Below are 16,118 nucleotides of genomic sequence, written 5' to 3'. Positions count from 1 at the left end.
CACTTAATGTTCACGTGAACACTCAAGTAAGGAACTGACTCTTGCAGCTAAGGGAACGATGCATCGCATTGGTCGAAGCGCTGAATCTTGGGCGCGCAGATCAGGTCACATTGGTGCGCCCGCTGACCGGTGGTGTTGCCTCGGACATCGCCGAGGTTCAGGTCGGCGATCTGCGCATCTGCGCGAAATTCGCCCTCGCCAAGTTGCGCGTTCAGGAAGAATGGCTGGCCCCCGTTCACCGCAACAGGGCGGAATATGAATGGCTGTCCTGTGCCGGCCGCATCGCGCCCCGGAATGCACCGCAGCTCTATGGCCGATCCGAAGAAATGAACGGCTTTGCCATGGAATATCTGACCGGCGATGAGACCTATCTATGGAAGGATGCCCTGCTGACCGGGCAGCCCGATCGCGGAGAGGCCGCAGCCGTCGCCCGACTGCTGGGTGCGATCCACAGCGCCTCGGCCCGGCCCGGCTTCGATGCAACATCCTTTGCCAACCGCGATGATTTCCGGGCGCTGCGGATTGAACCCTATCTGCTGTTCACCGCGACGAAATATCCCGAACTTGAGGTCCGGCTGCGTCAACTGGCCGATGCGCTCTACAGGGCGGATGGTGTGCTGGTGCATGGCGATGTCAGTCCCAAGAACATCATGCTGCGCGACGGTCAGCCCGTCATTCTGGATGCCGAATGCGCCACCATGGGCGATCCCTGTTTCGATGTGGCCTTCTGCCTGAACCATCTGTTGCTGAAGGCGGTGCATCTGCCCGACCGGCGCGAAGACCTGCTGGCCCAGTTGGAGGCATTTCGCGACACCTATCTGCAGCATGTCGATTGGGAGGATCCCGCAGCCCTCGAAGAGCGTGTCGCCGCGCTGTTGCCAGCTCTGTTCCTGGCCCGCGTCGATGGGAAATCGCCCGTCGAATATCTGGACGACGCCGGACGGCAGGCCGTGCGGCACATCGCCCTGCCCTTGGTGCGGAACCCGCCATCGCGACTGACCGGGATCATTGCCGCCTTTAACTCGAACCGAAAAGAGCCATGACCGAAACTGACATCTCCTCAATCCGCGCCCGCCGCGTCTGGGACAGCCGGGGCCGCCCGACGATCGAAACCGAAGTGACTCTGGCCGGAGGTGCCGTGGGGCGCGCCATCGCCCCGGCGGGGGCGTCACGGGGCAGCCGCGAGGCGCTGGACCTGCGTGACGGCGGCGACAGGCTGGGCGGCATGGATGTCACCCGCGCCATTGCCGCCATTGACGAAACCCTGGCCCCTGCCTTGCTGGGGCGCGATGTGCGCGACCAACAAGCCCTTGATCAAACCATGATCGAACTTGATGGAACGCCGCTGAAATCCCGGTTGGGGGGCAATGCCATCGTGGCCACCTCGCTGGCGCTGATGCATGCGGCGGCCAATCAGCAGGGCGTGCCTTTGTGGCGGCACCTGGCACAGGTGACAGGCCGCAAACCCTCGATCCCCCTGCCCGAGATCCAGATATTCGGCGGTGGTGCCCATGCGGGCCGTCGCGTCGACATTCAGGATTTCATGGTCATGGTGCCCGGCGCTGCCGATTTCGCCGAAGCGCTGGACATCAGCGCGGAAATTCATGCCGCTGCCGGATCCCTGATGGCGCAACAGGGCCGCCGTTCGGGCGTGGCGGATGAGGGCGGCTGGTGGCCCGCCTTCGACAGCAATGAACAGGCGCTGGAAACCCTGACGCGCGCCATCGAACTGGCTGGCGAAACACCGGGCAAAGGCGTCGTGATCTCGTTGGATATCGCTGCCTCGGAATTCGGGCAGAATGGCCGTTATCGTCTGGCGCTGGATCAGAACCAGATGGATACCGACGGGATGATCGCGCTGCTGTCGCGCTGGATCGACAGCTATGCCATCGCCTCTATCGAGGATCCGCTGGCCGAGGATGATGTCGCGGGAATGACCGAATTCACCCGGCACTTCTCCGATCGCTTGCAGATCATCGGCGACGACTATCTTGTGACCAATGCGGCATTGCTGGAACAGGCGGCGCAGGACGAGGCCTGCAATGCGGTGCTGATCAAGGTCAATCAGGCCGGCACCGTCAGCGAAAGCCTGGCCACGATGCAGGCCGCCGACAAGGCTGGCTATCGCTGCATCGTCTCGGCCCGCTCGGGGGAAACCGAGGATGTCTCTATCGCGCATATGTCCGTAGGGCTGGGGGCCGGGCAGTTGAAAGTCGGCTCCATGACTCGATCCGAGAGGATGGCCAAATGGAACGAGGTGCTGCGGATCGCCGAAGATCCCGATGCCGGAACATTCGTCGGCGGTGCCCCTCTGGGCTCTGCCTGGCAACAAAACGGAGAATGACAGAATGAAACTGATGCGACTGGGCAACCGTGACGAGGCGAAGACACCCTGTATTCTGGATGCCGGCGGCACATTGCGCGATGTCAGCAGCATTGTCGCGGATTTCACGCCGACAACATTGTCAGCGGCGCTGATCGAGACACTGAAAGCGACGGATCCTTCATCATTGCCCGCCGTCAGTGCCGATGGGAAACGCATTGCGCCACCTGTCGCGCAGCCACGCAATATCTGGTGCATCGGGCTGAATTATTCCGATCACGCCGCCGAAGCCGGCATGGACATCCCCTCGGAACCGATCCTGTTCAACAAATCATCGGCGACCTATTGCGGGCCGAATGACCCGATCCTGTATTCACCCAGAATGACCAAGCTGGACTGGGAGGTCGAACTGGGCATCGTGATCGGGACGGCGGCGCTGAACATCACCCGCGAAGAGGCGATGGAGCATGTTGCCGGTTTCGTGCTGGTCAATGATCTGTCCGAACGGGCATGGCAGCTGGAGCGCGGCGGCCAATGGGTCAAGGGCAAGAGCTATCCCAATTTCTGCCCCACCGGTCCGATGCTGGTCACGCCCGATGAGGTTGGCGATTTCAATGATCTGGACATGACCCTGGATGTGAATGGTCAACGCATGCAGAGCGGCTCGACCGCGAAAATGATCTTCGACGTGCCGACCATCGTCTCTTACATGAGCGAATTCTGCCAGCTGGAGCCCGGTGATCTGATCTGCACCGGCACGCCTCCGGGCGTGGGTGCAGGAATGAAGCCGCCGGTCTGGCTGAAACCGGGCGATGAGGTGCGCCTCTCCATCCAAGGACTGGGCGAACAGCGGCAGGCCGTTGTCGAGACCTCCGGGGGGCGCCCATGAACAGCTATGATTTCAGGGATCGCGTGGCGGTTGTCACCGGCGGGGCAAACGGGATCGGCGCCGCCGTCGCGGCGCGGCTGGTTGAATCGGGTGCCCGGGTCGCGATCTGGGACATGGATGTCAGCGCAGCCGAAGACCGGGTTGCCACCCTGCCCGCAGACCGCGTTCTGATGGTGCAGACCGATGTCAGCGATCTGGACAGCGTTCTGGCCGCGCAGAAGTCCAGCGAAGAGACGTTCGGGCGCGTCGATGTGCTGATCAACAGCGCTGGCATTGCTGGTCCGTCGGCGCCGCTGGCAGAATATCCGGTCGAGATGTGGCGCAAGGTTCAGGCCGTGAATGTCGATGGGACATTCCATACCTGCCGCGCGGTCATTCCCGGCATGGTCGCGCGCAACTACGGGCGGATCGTGAATATCGCCTCGATCGCGGGCAAGGAAGGCAATCCCAACGCCTCGGCCTATTCGGCCTCGAAAGCGGCCGTCATTGCGATGACCAAGTCGCTGGGAAAGGAGATGGCCCAGCATGACATCGCAGTGAACTGCATTACCCCGGCCACGGCCCGGACACGCATCCTCGAACAAGTCTCGCAGGAATTCATCGATTACATGATGAGCAAGATCCCTCGTGGACGTTTCGTCACCGTGGAAGAGGTCGCGAATATGGTCCTGTGGATGGCCTCGGCCGAAAACTCCTTCACCACCGGCGCAGCCTTCGATCTGTCGGGCGGTCGGGCAACCTACTGAGGTGAGCATGCGCAAGTTCATACCGCAACCATTTCTGAAAACCGGAGGTGCCGCATGAGTGTCGCTGAACAGGGCCGACTGGCGGGGCGTGTGGCGATTGTCACCGCAGCGGGTCAGGGAATCGGGCGCGCGGTGGCCGAACGGCTGGCCGCCGAGGGCGCCATTGTCCACGCCAGCGACATCGATGGCGATCTGCTGGCCGATCTGGACGTGGCTTCGACCGCGACGGTCGATGCCAGCGACGCCGGTGCCATTTCGGCCTGGCTGGCCGATCATCCGCGCATCGACATTGTCGTTCCTGCGGCTGGCTGGGTGCATCAGGGCAATATCGAGGAATGCAGCCCCGAAGACTGGCGCAAGAGCATGCTGATCACGCTGGACAGCGCCTATCTGCTGCTGTCGCAAGCCGTGCCGCGCATGACCGAACATGGCGGCAGCGTGATTGCCATTGCCTCGGTCGCCTCATCCTTGCGGGGCTTTCCGCGCCGGGCCGCCTATTCCGCCGCGAAGGGCGGGGTGATCGGGCTGATCAAGGGATGCGCCGCCGATTATCTGGCGCAGGGCGTCCGCTTCAACGCGGTCTGTCCCGGCACCGTGGACACGCCCTCGCTGCGCGCCCGCATCGAAGAGCTGATCCCCACCCTTGGCAGCCGGGAAGCGGCATTGAAATTCTTTACCGACCGGCAACCGGCGGGCCGTTTTACCCAGCCCGAGGAGGTCGCGGCGCTGGTGGCCATGCTTGCCAGCGATGAAGCCGCCGCGATCAACGGGCAGACGCTTTGCATCGACGGGGGGATCACGATCTAGGGCCGTCGTTCAACAGGAAGATCAGGGAGGAAGACATGAAAAAAACCAGAACAATCAATCTTGGCCTCAGCGCATTGGCGGTCTTGACCGCCAGCGCCGCACCGCTGATGGCCGAGCCAAGGACCAATATGATGCACCAATGGGCACAGGGGTCCGAGGCCGCTGCCATTGCCAAGCTGGGCGAGATGTATGAGGCCGCGGGCGGCATCTGGGAACAGACCGCGATTTCGGGTCATACCTCGAACACGCTGGCCAAGCTGCGTTCGGATGTGGTGGCGGGCAATGCACCGGCGGCGGTGCAGTTGAAAGGCCCCGAGATCATCGAATGGAACAGCACTGGCCAGACCGCAAACCTGGACGAACTGGCTACCGCCGAAGGCTGGGATGATGTCGTGGCCCCGGAACTGATCTCGGTCATGAAACCCACCGGCCATTGGGTCGCGGTGCCGATGAATATCCACCGCGTGAACTGGCTGTACAGTTCGAAGAAACTGCTGGACGAACTGGAGATCGAGGTTCCCAGGACCTGGGAAGAATTCAACGCCGCCTGCGACAAGGTCGTGGCCGCCGGCAAGACCTGCATTGCCCATGGCGCGGCCGACTGGTCCGATACGACCACATTCGACAGCGTCGTTTATGGCATGGATATCGACCTGTATCGCAAGGCCTTTCAGGAGGCCGATATCGAGGCAATGCGCAGCCAGGGGATGATCGACGCCTTCGCGCAACTGCGCAAGATGGTCGGCTATATGGATGACGGCATCAATGGCCGATCATGGGAACAGTCGATGACCATGACCATGACCGGAGAGGCCGCCTTTTTCCTGATGGGAGACTGGACGGTTGCATCGGCCAATCTGGCTGGATTCAAGGAGGGCGTGGACTATCTGTGCGACCAGACGCCGGTCGATTGGGGCGGCACCGGTTATATCCTGAATGCTGATTCCGTCGTGATGTTCAAGCAAAGTGACCCCGACTATGTCGAAGGGCAAAAGCTGCTGGCCAAGACCATCATGTCGCCGGAATTTCAGGTCACCTTCAATGTGGCCAAAGGCTCGATCCCATCGCGCACCGATGTCGATCTGTCCAAGGGTGGCTTCACACAGTGCCAGCAGAAAAGCCTGAAGGATCTGCAGGCCTCGGTCGAGGAAGGCACCCTGGTGCGGTCCATGGCGCACAACATGACGGTGCTGCAGAAATTCCGCGGCGCGATGATGGAAGTCATCACCGAATTCGTCGCCGATGACTCGATCACGCCCGAAGAGGCCGCCAACCAGCTGGCCGATGCTGTCGAGTTGCAGATGTAAGCAGCCATTGTCCGGCCGCGTAGTCGGCCGGACATTCCCTGCCCTACAGAAAGGATATACGCCATGACGCCCGAACGGGCCCGTGCGCCGATCCATCGTCGTATCGCCAATCTGACTCCGCAACTGGTGCTGGTGCCAACCGTTCTGGCAGCAGTGATCTATGTCGTGATGTTTTCACTCTGGACGATCTGGATCTCGCTGTCGCAATCGACATTGCTGCCAAACATGAGCTTTTCGGGCTTTGATGCCTATCTGACGCTGTGGCAGTCAAAGCGCTGGACGGTCGCCTTTACCAATCTGTTCGTCTTCGGCACGCTTTACGTTGTCGGTGCGCTGATGATGGGCACCCTGCTGGCCATTCTGATCGACCAGCGCGTCCGCTTCGAGGCCGTCTGGCGCACGATTTTCCTTTATCCCCTGGCCGTGTCCTTCATCGTGACGGGGACGGTCTGGCGCTGGATCTTTCACCCGCAGACCGGTGTCGAACTGGCCCTGAAGGATCTGGGCTGGATCAGCGCGAAATTCGACTGGATCAGCGATCGGGACATGGCGCTGTATGTGGTCGTGTTCACCGCCATCTGGCACGCATCCGGCTTTGCCATGGCGCTGATCCTGGCCGGGCTGCGCTCGGTCGACAGCGATCTGGTCAAGGCCGCCCAGATTGACGGAGCCTCGATGCCGCGCATCTATCGGCGCGTCATCCTGCCCACGATCTGGCCCATCTTTGTCGCCGTTGCGGTGGTGCTGCTGCAATTCGCGATCAAGACCTATGACCTTGTGGTGGCGCTGACACAGGGCGGACCGGGTGTGGCGACAACCGTTCCGGCCATCGTCGTCTATGACCTGATGTTCCAGCGCGGACAAATCGCCGAAGGCGCGGCCGCAGCCGTGATGATCCTGCTGGGGCTGGTCTGCGTGCTGATCCCCTATGCGGTCTGGTCGTCCTGGCGGCAACGGAAAGAGGGCGCAGATCATGGCTGACACGATCCAGAGACAGGAATTCGATCCTCTGGCCACGGGCGGCGCGAACCGCAGAATCCGCGCCCGCGTCATGATCTATGGCGTTCTGACGTTGTTTGCCGCGATCTATCTGCTGCCGGCGCTGATCATCTTTCTCAACACGCTGCGCCCACTGGACGAGATCGTGCGTCAGGGGTTCATTTCATGGCCCGGCACCATGTCCCTGAGCCATTGGGGAGAGGCCTGGTCCAGCTTTTGCATCGGCGGAACCTGCGAGGGCGTCTCGCGCTATTTCATCAATTCTCTGCTGATGACGGTGCCTGCCACCGCATTGTCAACGGCACTCGGTCTGGTGAACGGCTATGTGCTGTCGAAATGGCGTTTTCGCGGCGATGCCTGGGTCTTTGGTGTCATCACGCTGGGGGTGTTTCTGCCCGCACAGATGACCCTGCTGCCCTGGGCCTTCGTGCTGGGCAAGCTGGGCCTGTCAAACACGATCGCGGGACTGGTGCTGGTCCATACGGTGCAGGGCGTGTCCTTCACGACTCTGTTCTGCCGCAATTATTTCCTGAACGTCCCCGATGATCTGATCAAGGCCGCGCGCATCGACGGTGCCGGGTTCTGGCGCATTTTCCGCCGGATCATCCTGCCCTTGTCGCCGCCGATCCTGATCGTGACGGTCATCTGGCAGTTCACCGGCATCTGGAACGAGTTCCTCTTTGGCACGGTCTTCACCTCGGGCGCGAACCAGCCGATCACCTCGGCCATCGTCGCCTTCTCGGGGTCGGGCACGGGCGAGCGGCATTACAATGTCGAGGCCGCCTCGGTCATCATGGCCGCCCTGCCCCCCCTGTTCATCTATCTGGTCGGCGGCAAGTATTTTGTCCGCGGATTGACCCAAGGCGCGGTCAAGTAAGGAAGCCATCACATGTCCACATTGGAAATCAGCGATCTGCGCAAAAGCTTTGGGGCGGTCGAGGTCCTGAAGAATATCAACCTCTCGGCACGCTCGGGTGAATTCGTCGCGCTGGTCGGGCCATCGGGCTGCGGAAAATCAACCCTTCTGTCCATGATCGCAGGGCTGGAAAGCGTCACCTCGGGCGAAATCCGTATCGACGGACATCTGGTCAATGACGAAGCCCCCAAGGACCGCGACATCGCCATGGTGTTTCAAAGCTACGCGCTCTACCCGACCATGAGCGTTCGCCAGAACATGAGTTTCGGCATGGAATGTCGCGGCATTCCCAAGGCCGAGCAGGACCGCGAGATCGAACGTGTGGCGGCGATGCTGCAGATCACACCGCTGCTGAACCGCAAGCCCGGCCAGCTGTCGGGTGGCCAGCGCCAGAGGGTCGCCATGGGCCGCGCGCTGGTGCGCGACCCCAAGATGTTCCTTTTTGACGAACCCTTGTCGAACCTGGATGCCAAGCTGCGCATCGAGATGCGAAGCGAGATCAAGAAACTGCATCAAGCCGTTGGCAAAACGACAGTTTATGTGACACATGACCAGATCGAGGCGATGACCCTGGCCACCCGCATCGCGGTGATGAACAAGGGCATTCTGCAACAATATGATACGCCGGACGAGATATACCGACGCCCGGCCAATATGTTCGTTGCGGGTTTCATGGGGTCGCCGACGATGAATTTCCTGACCGCTGTCGTCACCGAACCGCAAGACGAGGCGATGCTGCGTCTGGACGGTCCGGGGGATGTCATGCTGCCCTTGCCAGACGGGGCCGCACCGCCCCCGGCGGGAAGCCGGGTCGTGCTGGGAATTCGTCCCGAACATTTCAGCCCCGTCGCCGCCCGCCGGGCCGAACGCAAGGCCATTCGGTCGGTGCCGGTCACTGCCGCGATCGACATGCTGGAACCAACCGGCTCGGAGACCATTCTCATGGGCCGGATTGCCGATCAGCCCGTGGTTCTGACCTGCGAACCGGATGAGGCCCCGCGGGTGAACGAGGAAGCCTGTTTCGAAATCGACATCGACCGCGTCTGCCTTTTCGATCCAAAGACCGAGGTGCGCCTGTGACCCAACAGCCCATTTTCCCCGATCTGGCGGGCAAAGATGTTGCCGTGACCGGCGGCGCATCCGGCATTGGCGCAGCCATCGTGCGGGCCTTTTGCGCACAGAACGCCCGGGTGAGCTTTTTCGATATCAACGAAACGGCCGGTCAGGCATTGGAGCAGGACTTGTCACCTCTGGCGCAATTCGTGCCTCTGGATCTTTCGCACCCTGAAATGATCGCCCCCGCGTTTGACGCGGCGGCGCGCGATGGCGCCTTTGACATTCTGATCAACAATGCCGCCCATGACGACCGCCACCGGATCGAGGATGTCAGCCCGCAATACTGGCGTGACCGTCTGGCGGTAAATCTGGACCATCATTTCTTCTGTGCCCAGGCCGTCATCCCGGCCATGCGTCAGGCCGGGCGCGGCGTGATCATCAATATGGGCTCGATCGCATGGCGCGTCGGGCTTGATGACGCACCGGCCTATGTCACCGCCAAGGCCGCCATAGAGGGGCTGAGCCATGGGCTGGCGCGCAGCCTTGGCCGCCACGGAATCCGCGTGAACTGTGTTCTGCCCGGCTTCGTGCGCACGCAACGTCAGGTAGAGAAATGGGTCACGCCCGAATTCGAGGCCGAGGTTCTGTCCCGCCAATGCCTGCAGGATTTCATCCAGCCCGAGGATGTGGCCGCCGTGGTGGTCATGCTGGCTTCAGACAGCGCAAGGGCCGTCACCAACCAGACCGTCATCGTCGATGCCGGCTGGTCGTGACGGAGGAACGGTCCCTGACAGCGATCCTTACAGCCCGGCGATGCAAAGATATTTCATCTCGACATAATCCTCGATGCCGTGGCGCGATCCTTCGCGGCCCAGTCCCGATTGCTTGATGCCACCAAAGGGCGCGGCCTCATTCGCGATCATGCCGGTGTTGATGCCGACAATGCCGGTTTCCAGCGCCTCGGCCACGCGAAAGACCCGTGCCAGATCACGACTGTAGAAATAGGCCGCCAGACCGAATTCACTGTCATTGGCCAGCGCAATGGCCTCGGCCTCGGTCGAGAAACTGATGATGGGGGCCAGCGGCGCAAAGGTTTCCTCGCGCGCGACCAGCGCATCGGAGCTGACATCGACCATGACCGTCGGTTCAAACCAGCTGCCGCCAAGTGCATGGCGCTGTCCCCCCGTCAGCAGGCGCGCACCCCGATCCAATGCATCGGCGATATGGGCCTCGATCTTGTCAACGGCGGCCATGTCGATCAGCGGCCCCTGTTCGACGCATGGCTGGGTGCCGCTGCCCAGTTTCAGTTCCGAGGCGGCCTTGGCCAGACGTTTCGCAAAAGCCTCGACGATGTTTTCATGGACATAGATGCGATTTGCGCAAACGCAGGTCTGACCCGAATTGCGGAACTTGGCGATCATCGCGCCTTCGACGGCAGCGTCCAGATCGGCATCCTCGAACACAAGGAAGGGCGCATTTCCGCCCAGTTCAAGCGAAAGTTTCTTGATGTCATCGGCACTTTCGCGGATCAGCCAGCGCCCGACCTCTGTCGAGCCGGTAAAGCTGATCTTGGCAATGTCCGGGCTTTTGCAGAACACATGCCCGATCATGCTGGCCTTGCCCGTCACGACCTGAAAGACCCCGGCAGGCAGCCCCGCGCGTTCAGCCAGAACCGCCAGAGAAAGCGCCGACAGCGGTGTTTGCGAGGCCGGTTTCACGATGATCGGACAGCCCGCGGCCAGCGCGGGTCCGGCCTTGCGGGTGATCATTCCGTTGGGGAAATTCCAGGGCGTGATGGCGGCGCATATGCCGATGGGCTGTTTCAGCACGATCACGCGACGATCCGGCGCGGGCGAAGGAACGACCTCGCCATAGATGCGTTTGCCCTCTTCTGCGAACCACTCCAGATAGGCGGCATTTGACAGGATCTCGCCCTTGGCCTCGGCCAGTGGCTTGCCTTGTTCAACAGTCAGGATCTGCGCCAGATCATCGGCGTTTTCCACGATCAGATCGTGCCAACGGCGCAGCAATGCCGCGCGCTGCCTGGCGGGACGCGCGGCCCAATCGGCGCGCACGGCCTTCGCGGCGGCAATCGCACCCTGAATGTCCGCTTCGGACAACGATGGCACCGTGGCAATCACGCTGCCATCGGCGGGATTGGTGACCGCGATTCCATCGGGACCGTCAGCCGCTATCCAGTTTCCGCCCACAAGGGCATCGGCACAAAACAAGGTCGGGTCATTCAGCTTCATCAGTAATGCTTTCGCTTGGCAGTGAATGGAAGGTCGATCCGGCCGGGGCCTCAATCTGCGGCGGGCGCAAGCGGACGCTGCATGCGGGCAACGATCTCCTTGGACATGCGCATGATCATTCCATAGTCGTTGGACACACTGATGAAATCAAAGCCGACATCCCGCGCCCAATCGATCGAATCCAGATCGGGCACCAATGTCCCCGATGCGATGCCCAGGTCGCGGCAACGGTCGGCCTCATGCCGGATCAGGCTGCGCACCTTGTCACCCGAAGTGTCGCCCAGTTGATCGACCACACAGGACAGATCGCCCGGCCCGTAGAACAGCGCGTCGATACCGTCGACGCCCGCAATCCCGTCGGTATTGTCGATTCCCTGCTGCGTTTCGATCTGGGCGATGATGCAGATATTGTCCTCGACCGCGCTCACATAGTCCTCGGTCTGCGCATAGCGGCTGCCACGATGCATCAGGGCAAAGCCGCGATTGCCCTTGGGCGGATAGCGACAGGCCGAGACAATGCTTTCGGCCTGTTCCACCGTTTCGACGAAGGGCACCATCAAGGTCCGCGCGCCCGCATCCAGCAAACGCCGGATCAGGATCGGGTCGGAACTGGGTGGCCGAACCACCACTTCGGTGCCCGATTCCGCAATCGCGCGCATCACCGCGACCACATCCCCTATGGAAGCATCGGTATGCTCCATGTCGACGACAATGAAATCCAGCCCCGACCAGGACATCGCTTCGGCGGCATTGGCGCTGCCGGTCATGATCCATGACCCGATGACAGGTGTTCTCTGGGACAGGGCGGCCTTGAACCGGTTCGGAAGAATTTTCATGATGTCTCTTTCTGAAGATTAAGGGTCCGGGGTCAGGCCTGTTGCCCGCGATAGCGTCGTAACGAGGCCATCACGATCGGCAGCAGCCATATGGTCAGGGTCGTGATCCCGAGAACGGCGGCAATCGGACGGTCGAACAGGCTGAGCAGGTCTCCACCCGATTTCGTCATGGACATCACGAAGTTCCGCTCGACCAGCGGGCCCAGCACAAGGCCGAGGATGGCCGGAGCCAGCGGGATTCCGTTCTCCTCCATCCCATAGGCCAGCAGGCCCATGATCAGGACGATCACGATGGCAAAGCTACTGTTGGTGATGGCAAAGGCGCCCACCATGCAGAAGATCATGATGATCGGCATCAGCACGGCGCGCGGAACGCCGATGATCAGCCCGGCCATCCGGATTGCCACATAGCCAAGAGGGACCATGATCAGATTGGCAATCAGGAATGCAATCAGCACCGCATAGATGATTTCCGGGCTTTCGGCAAAGATCCGGGGGCCGGGATTGAGACCCTTCATATACATGATGCCCACGGCAATGGCGGTCACCGCACCGCCGGGAATGCCGAAGACCAGCGCAGGCACCCATGATCCGCTGACCGCCGCATTGTTCGAGGCCGTGGCGTCGATGATCCCTTCGTCATGGCCGGTGCCATATTTTTCAGGCTCGCGCGAGAATTTCTTGCTGACCGCATAGCAGACCCAGGCGGCGATATCGGCGCCCGCCCCCGGCAAGGCCCCGATCAGGGTTCCCAGGGCCGAGCTGCGCAAAATGTTCCACCAGCGCTGTTTCAGACGTTCGCCCAGGCCGGAAAACACATGGCTGACCCTTTTCTGCACTGGCTGGACCTGATGGATGTTCACCAGATTGCGGATTACCTCGGGTATGGCGAACATGCCGATCATGGCGGGCACGAAATCGACACCGCCCGTCAGTTCGGTGATGCCAAAGGAAAACCGCGGATAGCCCGCCGAGGGATCAAAGCCGATCATGGCAATGGACAGCCCGACCAGCAGTGACAGCACGCCCTTGACCGGATTGCTGGCGGCGATGAAGACCGCGCAGCTCAACCCCAGCAAGGCCAGCCAGAAATATTCGTCCGAACTGAAGCGCATGGCTATCCTGGCCAATGCCGGCGCGGCCACCATCAGGATGATGCTGCCAAACACCCCCCCCAATGCGGAACATATCAAATTGAGGCCAAGCACCGTCCGCAGCTGTCCCCTTTGCGTCATCGCATAGGAATCCTCGACATAGGCCGCCGAGGCTGGGGTGCCGGGTATGCGCAGCATGGCGCCGGGAATATCGCCCGCGAAGATCGCCATTGCCGTGGCCGCCACGATGGCAGAGACCGCCGGAACCGGATCCATGAAGAAAGTCAGCGGCACCATCAAGGCCGCCGCCATGGTTGCGGTCAGCCCCGGAATGGCGCCCACGAACAACCCGAAAACCGAGGCCGCCAGGATGATCGCCAGAACCTTCGGTGCAAAGACCAACGACATGGCGGCAAGCAGGATGTCAGTTGTCATCAGAATGGCATCCCTTCAAGCAGACCGCGTGGCAGCGGCACCAGCAGGAATTTGGAAAACAGGAGATAGACGCCGATCGGGGCCAGCAGGGCGACCGGCAGCCCGACACGCATCCGCACGTTCAGCAGCGCAAAGAAGACCGCAAGGATCAGCACCGAGGTCGGGATCATCCCCATATGCGGCGCGACCAATATGTAAAACAGTATCCCCAGAGGAACGAGCCCGAAGCGCAGACAACCCGTCAGGCTTTGTGCCCATATGGGGCGCGTGAACCAGTGATCCGGGTCTGAAGACAGCATCTGCTGCCCGGCCAGAAAGGCACCGCAGACCATGAAGCCGACGGCCAGGATGCGGGGAAACAACCCCGATCCAAAGGCCATGCCCGGGGCCGCCGGGAATCCGGCAGAGGCAATGAACATCCACAGTCCGAAGGCAGCGAAAATCAGCCCGAGCAACATGTCAGAAAGTTTCATGATGCCTCGCTTGCGATCCCGAAGCCGTCACATTGGTCCCGGTCATCTTGCCAGGCCAAGCGCCTGAATGATCTCGCCCATCTGTTCATCGCGTCTGTCCAGCAGGGCGGTCAGATCCTCTCCGTTCAGATAATGGATGCCATAGCCGCCCTGAGCCATGCGTTCCCGGAAACTGTCGCTTTCCACCAGCGCGGCAGCCGCCTCGGACAATGTCGCAACAATCTCGTCCGGCGTATCGGCGGGAACAGCCAGCGCCCGCATGCCCGACATGGTGACATCAAGCCCGGTCGCCTCTTTCAGGGTCGGGACATCCTCAAAACCGTCCAGACGCTCGGCAGACATGACTGCAAGGGTCCGCGCCTGTCCGGCATCGACGATGGATTGCGCTTCAGGCAGCTGAGCCATGACGAAATCTGTCGCATCGGCCACCAGTTCCTGCAGCGCGGGCGCGGCGCCCTGGCTTGGCACCCAGATCACCGCGTCCGTGCCCAGACCAGCCTCCAGCAGCATGCCGCCCAATGCCAGATGATAAACCCCGCCTGCGGCCGTGCCCGAAGACGTCATCCGCTTTGATCCGGATGCGATGGTGTCCAGCAGATCCTGCATGGTTTCATATTCGGAATCGGCGCGGACGTGGATGCCAGCCGGTTCGCCATTGATCATGGCGATCAGCTTGTAGGAACGATGATCCAGATCCGTCATTCCAAGATGATGCATCATGTTGATTTCGGCAGTAATGAAGCCGACGGTATATCCGTCCGGCTTGGCATCTGCGATGGCGGCATGACCGACCACGCCGCCCCCGCCTGTCCGGTTCACGACGTTCACCGGCGCGCCCAGTTGCTCTTCCAGACCGGCAGCCACGATACGCGCGACCACATCGGTTCCGCCTCCTGCTGCCCATGGCACGGTCATGCTGATCGGCCGGTCGGGATAATCACCCGCAGTGGCGCCCGTGACGGTCAGGGCCAGAGCGCAAGCCGCAGTAGCGGCCCGTGCGATCAGCGAGAATTTATTGGTCATATGTTCCTCCCCAGAAACAGGCTGAATGCGAACCACGATCGCGATGCTCCTCCTGCACGCTGTCGGAGTTCCTTTAAACGGAACTTGAGTTCCTTTAAATGACACGCTATCGAGGGGGGATAATCGAGTCAACCCGGTCATTCCGTTCACGGAAGGAAGCAGACATGCCCAAGCGCGCCGCCGACAGCAGCACCCCCCTCAGCCGGGCGATCCTTGTTCTGGAAGAGGTTTCTCGCCACCGCACGCCGCCGTCATTTTCGACGCTGATGAAAGAGCTGAAGCTGCCCAAAAGCTCGTTGCATCGCACGCTTGCAGCATTGACCCAGGAAAGATTGCTGGAATTTCGTCCCGAGGACAGCGGCTATCGACTGGGATTGCGACTGTCCGGCCTGTCACTGAAGGCCGTTCACGGGCTGGAAATCCGCGACGCCGTTCGGCCCGAGATCGAGGATCTCAGCAAGCAGGTGCAGGAGAATGTTCTGGTCGGACAGCGCGACGACACGCAGCTGGTCTATGTCGACCGGATCCAGAGTCAGCAGACATTGCAGATGATTTCGCAACTGGGCAACCGCGCGCCGTTGCATTGCACGGGTCTGGGCAAGACCATCCTCGCCTTCACCGAAGAGGACACGCTGACCGCATTGCTGCCTCGCCTGCCCCTGACCCGCAGCACCGATACGACCATCTGCGATCTGCCGTCCCTGCAGGCCGAGTTGCAGGAAATCAGGCAACAGGGCTATGCCATCGACCGCTGCGAACATCAGCCGGAAATTCATTGTATTGCCGCCCCGATCTATGCCGCCAACGGCAAGATCATGGCCGCGGTAAGCATATCCGCGCCGGTATTTCGCGTGCCCTATGCGACATTGACCCAATGGCTGCCCGCCCTGCAGGATGCGGCCCGGCGCATCACGTTGAAACTGGGCGGCATCATGGCTGGCGAGGGCACCACCAGTTAGCGG

The 16,118-nt window shown here is 61.4% G+C and carries 16 protein-coding genes; 11 read left to right on the top strand and 5 right to left on the bottom strand.

The features are described 5' to 3' along the window. The first annotated feature begins 68 nt into the window (after window positions 1-68). The 10 genes from JHW44_RS18710 to JHW44_RS18665 all read left to right on the top strand — a co-directional run bounded on the left by JHW44_RS18710 (window position 69) and on the right by JHW44_RS18665 (window position 9,816). Window positions 69-1,043 (top strand): phosphotransferase family protein, encoded by a 975-nt coding sequence (locus JHW44_RS18710; RefSeq protein ID WP_179217687.1) that lies wholly within the window; start codon window positions 69-71, stop codon window positions 1,041-1,043. Beyond that, window positions 1,040-2,344, top strand: coding sequence for a phosphopyruvate hydratase (gene eno, locus JHW44_RS18705; protein WP_089344028.1), 1,305 nt, complete (start codon window positions 1,040-1,042; stop codon window positions 2,342-2,344). Before JHW44_RS18710 ends, eno begins: the two co-directional genes overlap by 4 nt. Window positions 2,345-2,348: 4 nt before the next feature. Further along, window positions 2,349-3,212 carry a fumarylacetoacetate hydrolase family protein gene (locus JHW44_RS18700; RefSeq protein WP_089344027.1) on the top strand — a complete coding sequence of 288 codons (864 nt, stop codon included), beginning with the start codon at window positions 2,349-2,351 and terminating at the stop codon, window positions 3,210-3,212. Further along, a complete protein-coding gene (locus JHW44_RS18695; protein ID WP_089344026.1) occupies window positions 3,209-3,958 on the top strand; it encodes an SDR family NAD(P)-dependent oxidoreductase in 750 nt (249 codons plus the stop codon). Before JHW44_RS18700 ends, JHW44_RS18695 begins: the two co-directional genes overlap by 4 nt. A gap of 54 nt (window positions 3,959-4,012) precedes the next feature. Then, window positions 4,013-4,765: an SDR family oxidoreductase gene (locus tag JHW44_RS18690; protein ID WP_089344025.1), complete on the top strand. Its 753-nt coding sequence runs from the start codon at window positions 4,013-4,015 to the stop codon at window positions 4,763-4,765. Window positions 4,766-4,800: 35 nt separating this feature from the next. Then, window positions 4,801-6,072 (top strand): ABC transporter substrate-binding protein, encoded by a 1,272-nt coding sequence (locus tag JHW44_RS18685; protein ID WP_089344024.1) that lies wholly within the window; start codon window positions 4,801-4,803, stop codon window positions 6,070-6,072. 63 nt (window positions 6,073-6,135) lie between these two features. After that, window positions 6,136-7,053, top strand: coding sequence for a carbohydrate ABC transporter permease (locus JHW44_RS18680; protein WP_089344023.1), 918 nt, complete (start codon window positions 6,136-6,138; stop codon window positions 7,051-7,053). Beyond that, window positions 7,046-7,948 carry a carbohydrate ABC transporter permease gene (locus JHW44_RS18675; RefSeq protein WP_089344022.1) on the top strand — a complete coding sequence of 301 codons (903 nt, stop codon included), beginning with the start codon at window positions 7,046-7,048 and terminating at the stop codon, window positions 7,946-7,948. Before JHW44_RS18680 ends, JHW44_RS18675 begins: the two co-directional genes overlap by 8 nt. Window positions 7,949-7,960: 12 nt before the next feature. Then, entirely contained in the window at window positions 7,961-9,067 is a 1,107-nt protein-coding gene (locus tag JHW44_RS18670) for an ABC transporter ATP-binding protein (RefSeq protein WP_089344021.1), read from the top strand. Further along, complete coding sequence (locus tag JHW44_RS18665; protein ID WP_089344020.1) at window positions 9,064-9,816, top strand: SDR family NAD(P)-dependent oxidoreductase; 753 nt, start codon at window positions 9,064-9,066, stop codon at window positions 9,814-9,816. The genes JHW44_RS18670 and JHW44_RS18665 overlap by 4 nt, the downstream gene beginning before the upstream one ends. 27 nt (window positions 9,817-9,843) lie before the next feature. Here JHW44_RS18665 and JHW44_RS18660 read toward each other — a convergent pair whose 3' ends face one another. From JHW44_RS18660 to JHW44_RS18640, 5 genes are read right to left on the bottom strand one after another with little or no spacing between them, the layout of a single operon-like run. Next, the gene (locus JHW44_RS18660; RefSeq protein ID WP_089344019.1) at window positions 9,844-11,295 is read right to left on the bottom strand and encodes an NAD-dependent succinate-semialdehyde dehydrogenase; all 1,452 of its coding nucleotides are present in this window, start codon (window positions 11,293-11,295) and stop codon (window positions 9,844-9,846) included. Window positions 11,296-11,345: 50 nt separating this feature from the next. Next, window positions 11,346-12,131 (bottom strand): HpcH/HpaI aldolase family protein, encoded by a 786-nt coding sequence (locus tag JHW44_RS18655; protein WP_089344018.1) that lies wholly within the window; start codon window positions 12,129-12,131, stop codon window positions 11,346-11,348. Between the two features lie 32 nt (window positions 12,132-12,163). Then, window positions 12,164-13,660 carry a tripartite tricarboxylate transporter permease gene (locus JHW44_RS18650; protein WP_089344017.1) on the bottom strand — a complete coding sequence of 499 codons (1,497 nt, stop codon included), beginning with the start codon at window positions 13,658-13,660 and terminating at the stop codon, window positions 12,164-12,166. Further along, entirely contained in the window at window positions 13,660-14,133 is a 474-nt protein-coding gene (locus tag JHW44_RS18645; protein ID WP_089344016.1) for a tripartite tricarboxylate transporter TctB family protein, read from the bottom strand. The genes JHW44_RS18650 and JHW44_RS18645 overlap by 1 nt, the downstream gene beginning before the upstream one ends. Window positions 14,134-14,175: 42 nt before the next feature. After that, window positions 14,176-15,156 (bottom strand): tripartite tricarboxylate transporter substrate binding protein, encoded by a 981-nt coding sequence (locus JHW44_RS18640; protein ID WP_179217686.1) that lies wholly within the window; start codon window positions 15,154-15,156, stop codon window positions 14,176-14,178. A gap of 164 nt (window positions 15,157-15,320) precedes the next feature. Between JHW44_RS18640 and JHW44_RS18635 the strand changes: the two genes are divergently transcribed. Continuing rightward, window positions 15,321-16,115, top strand: a complete 795-nt coding sequence (locus JHW44_RS18635) for an IclR family transcriptional regulator (protein ID WP_179217685.1) — start codon at window positions 15,321-15,323, stop codon at window positions 16,113-16,115. The last annotated feature ends 3 nt before the right edge of the window (window positions 16,116-16,118 follow it).

This window comes from Paracoccus seriniphilus, assembly GCF_028553745.1.
Lineage (GTDB): Bacteria > Pseudomonadota > Alphaproteobacteria > Rhodobacterales > Rhodobacteraceae > Paracoccus > Paracoccus seriniphilus.
This window is presented reverse-complemented; position numbering and strand designations above follow the sequence as displayed.

What these genes read in the sequence shown, in the direction of transcription:
- JHW44_RS18670 (WP_089344021.1), top strand. Translation starts at nt 7,961, where the DNA reads ATGTCCACATTGGAAATCAGCGATCTGCGCAAAAGCTTTGGGGCGGTC.
- JHW44_RS18695 (WP_089344026.1), top strand. Translation starts at nt 3,209, where the DNA reads ATGAACAGCTATGATTTCAGGGATCGCGTGGCGGTTGTCACCGGCGGG.
- JHW44_RS18660 (WP_089344019.1), bottom strand. Translation starts at nt 11,295, where the DNA reads ATGAAGCTGAATGACCCGACCTTGTTTTGTGCCGATGCCCTTGTGGGC.
- JHW44_RS18640 (WP_179217686.1), bottom strand. Translation starts at nt 15,156, where the DNA reads ATGACCAATAAATTCTCGCTGATCGCACGGGCCGCTACTGCGGCTTGC.
- JHW44_RS18680 (WP_089344023.1), top strand. Translation starts at nt 6,136, where the DNA reads ATGACGCCCGAACGGGCCCGTGCGCCGATCCATCGTCGTATCGCCAAT.
- JHW44_RS18650 (WP_089344017.1), bottom strand. Translation starts at nt 13,660, where the DNA reads ATGACAACTGACATCCTGCTTGCCGCCATGTCGTTGGTCTTTGCACCG.
- JHW44_RS18690 (WP_089344025.1), top strand. Translation starts at nt 4,013, where the DNA reads ATGAGTGTCGCTGAACAGGGCCGACTGGCGGGGCGTGTGGCGATTGTC.
- JHW44_RS18675 (WP_089344022.1), top strand. Translation starts at nt 7,046, where the DNA reads ATGGCTGACACGATCCAGAGACAGGAATTCGATCCTCTGGCCACGGGC.
- JHW44_RS18645 (WP_089344016.1), bottom strand. Translation starts at nt 14,133, where the DNA reads ATGAAACTTTCTGACATGTTGCTCGGGCTGATTTTCGCTGCCTTCGGA.
- JHW44_RS18700 (WP_089344027.1), top strand. Translation starts at nt 2,349, where the DNA reads ATGAAACTGATGCGACTGGGCAACCGTGACGAGGCGAAGACACCCTGT.
- JHW44_RS18685 (WP_089344024.1), top strand. Translation starts at nt 4,801, where the DNA reads ATGAAAAAAACCAGAACAATCAATCTTGGCCTCAGCGCATTGGCGGTC.
- JHW44_RS18655 (WP_089344018.1), bottom strand. Translation starts at nt 12,131, where the DNA reads ATGAAAATTCTTCCGAACCGGTTCAAGGCCGCCCTGTCCCAGAGAACA.
- eno (WP_089344028.1), top strand. Translation starts at nt 1,040, where the DNA reads ATGACCGAAACTGACATCTCCTCAATCCGCGCCCGCCGCGTCTGGGAC.
- JHW44_RS18635 (WP_179217685.1), top strand. Translation starts at nt 15,321, where the DNA reads ATGCCCAAGCGCGCCGCCGACAGCAGCACCCCCCTCAGCCGGGCGATC.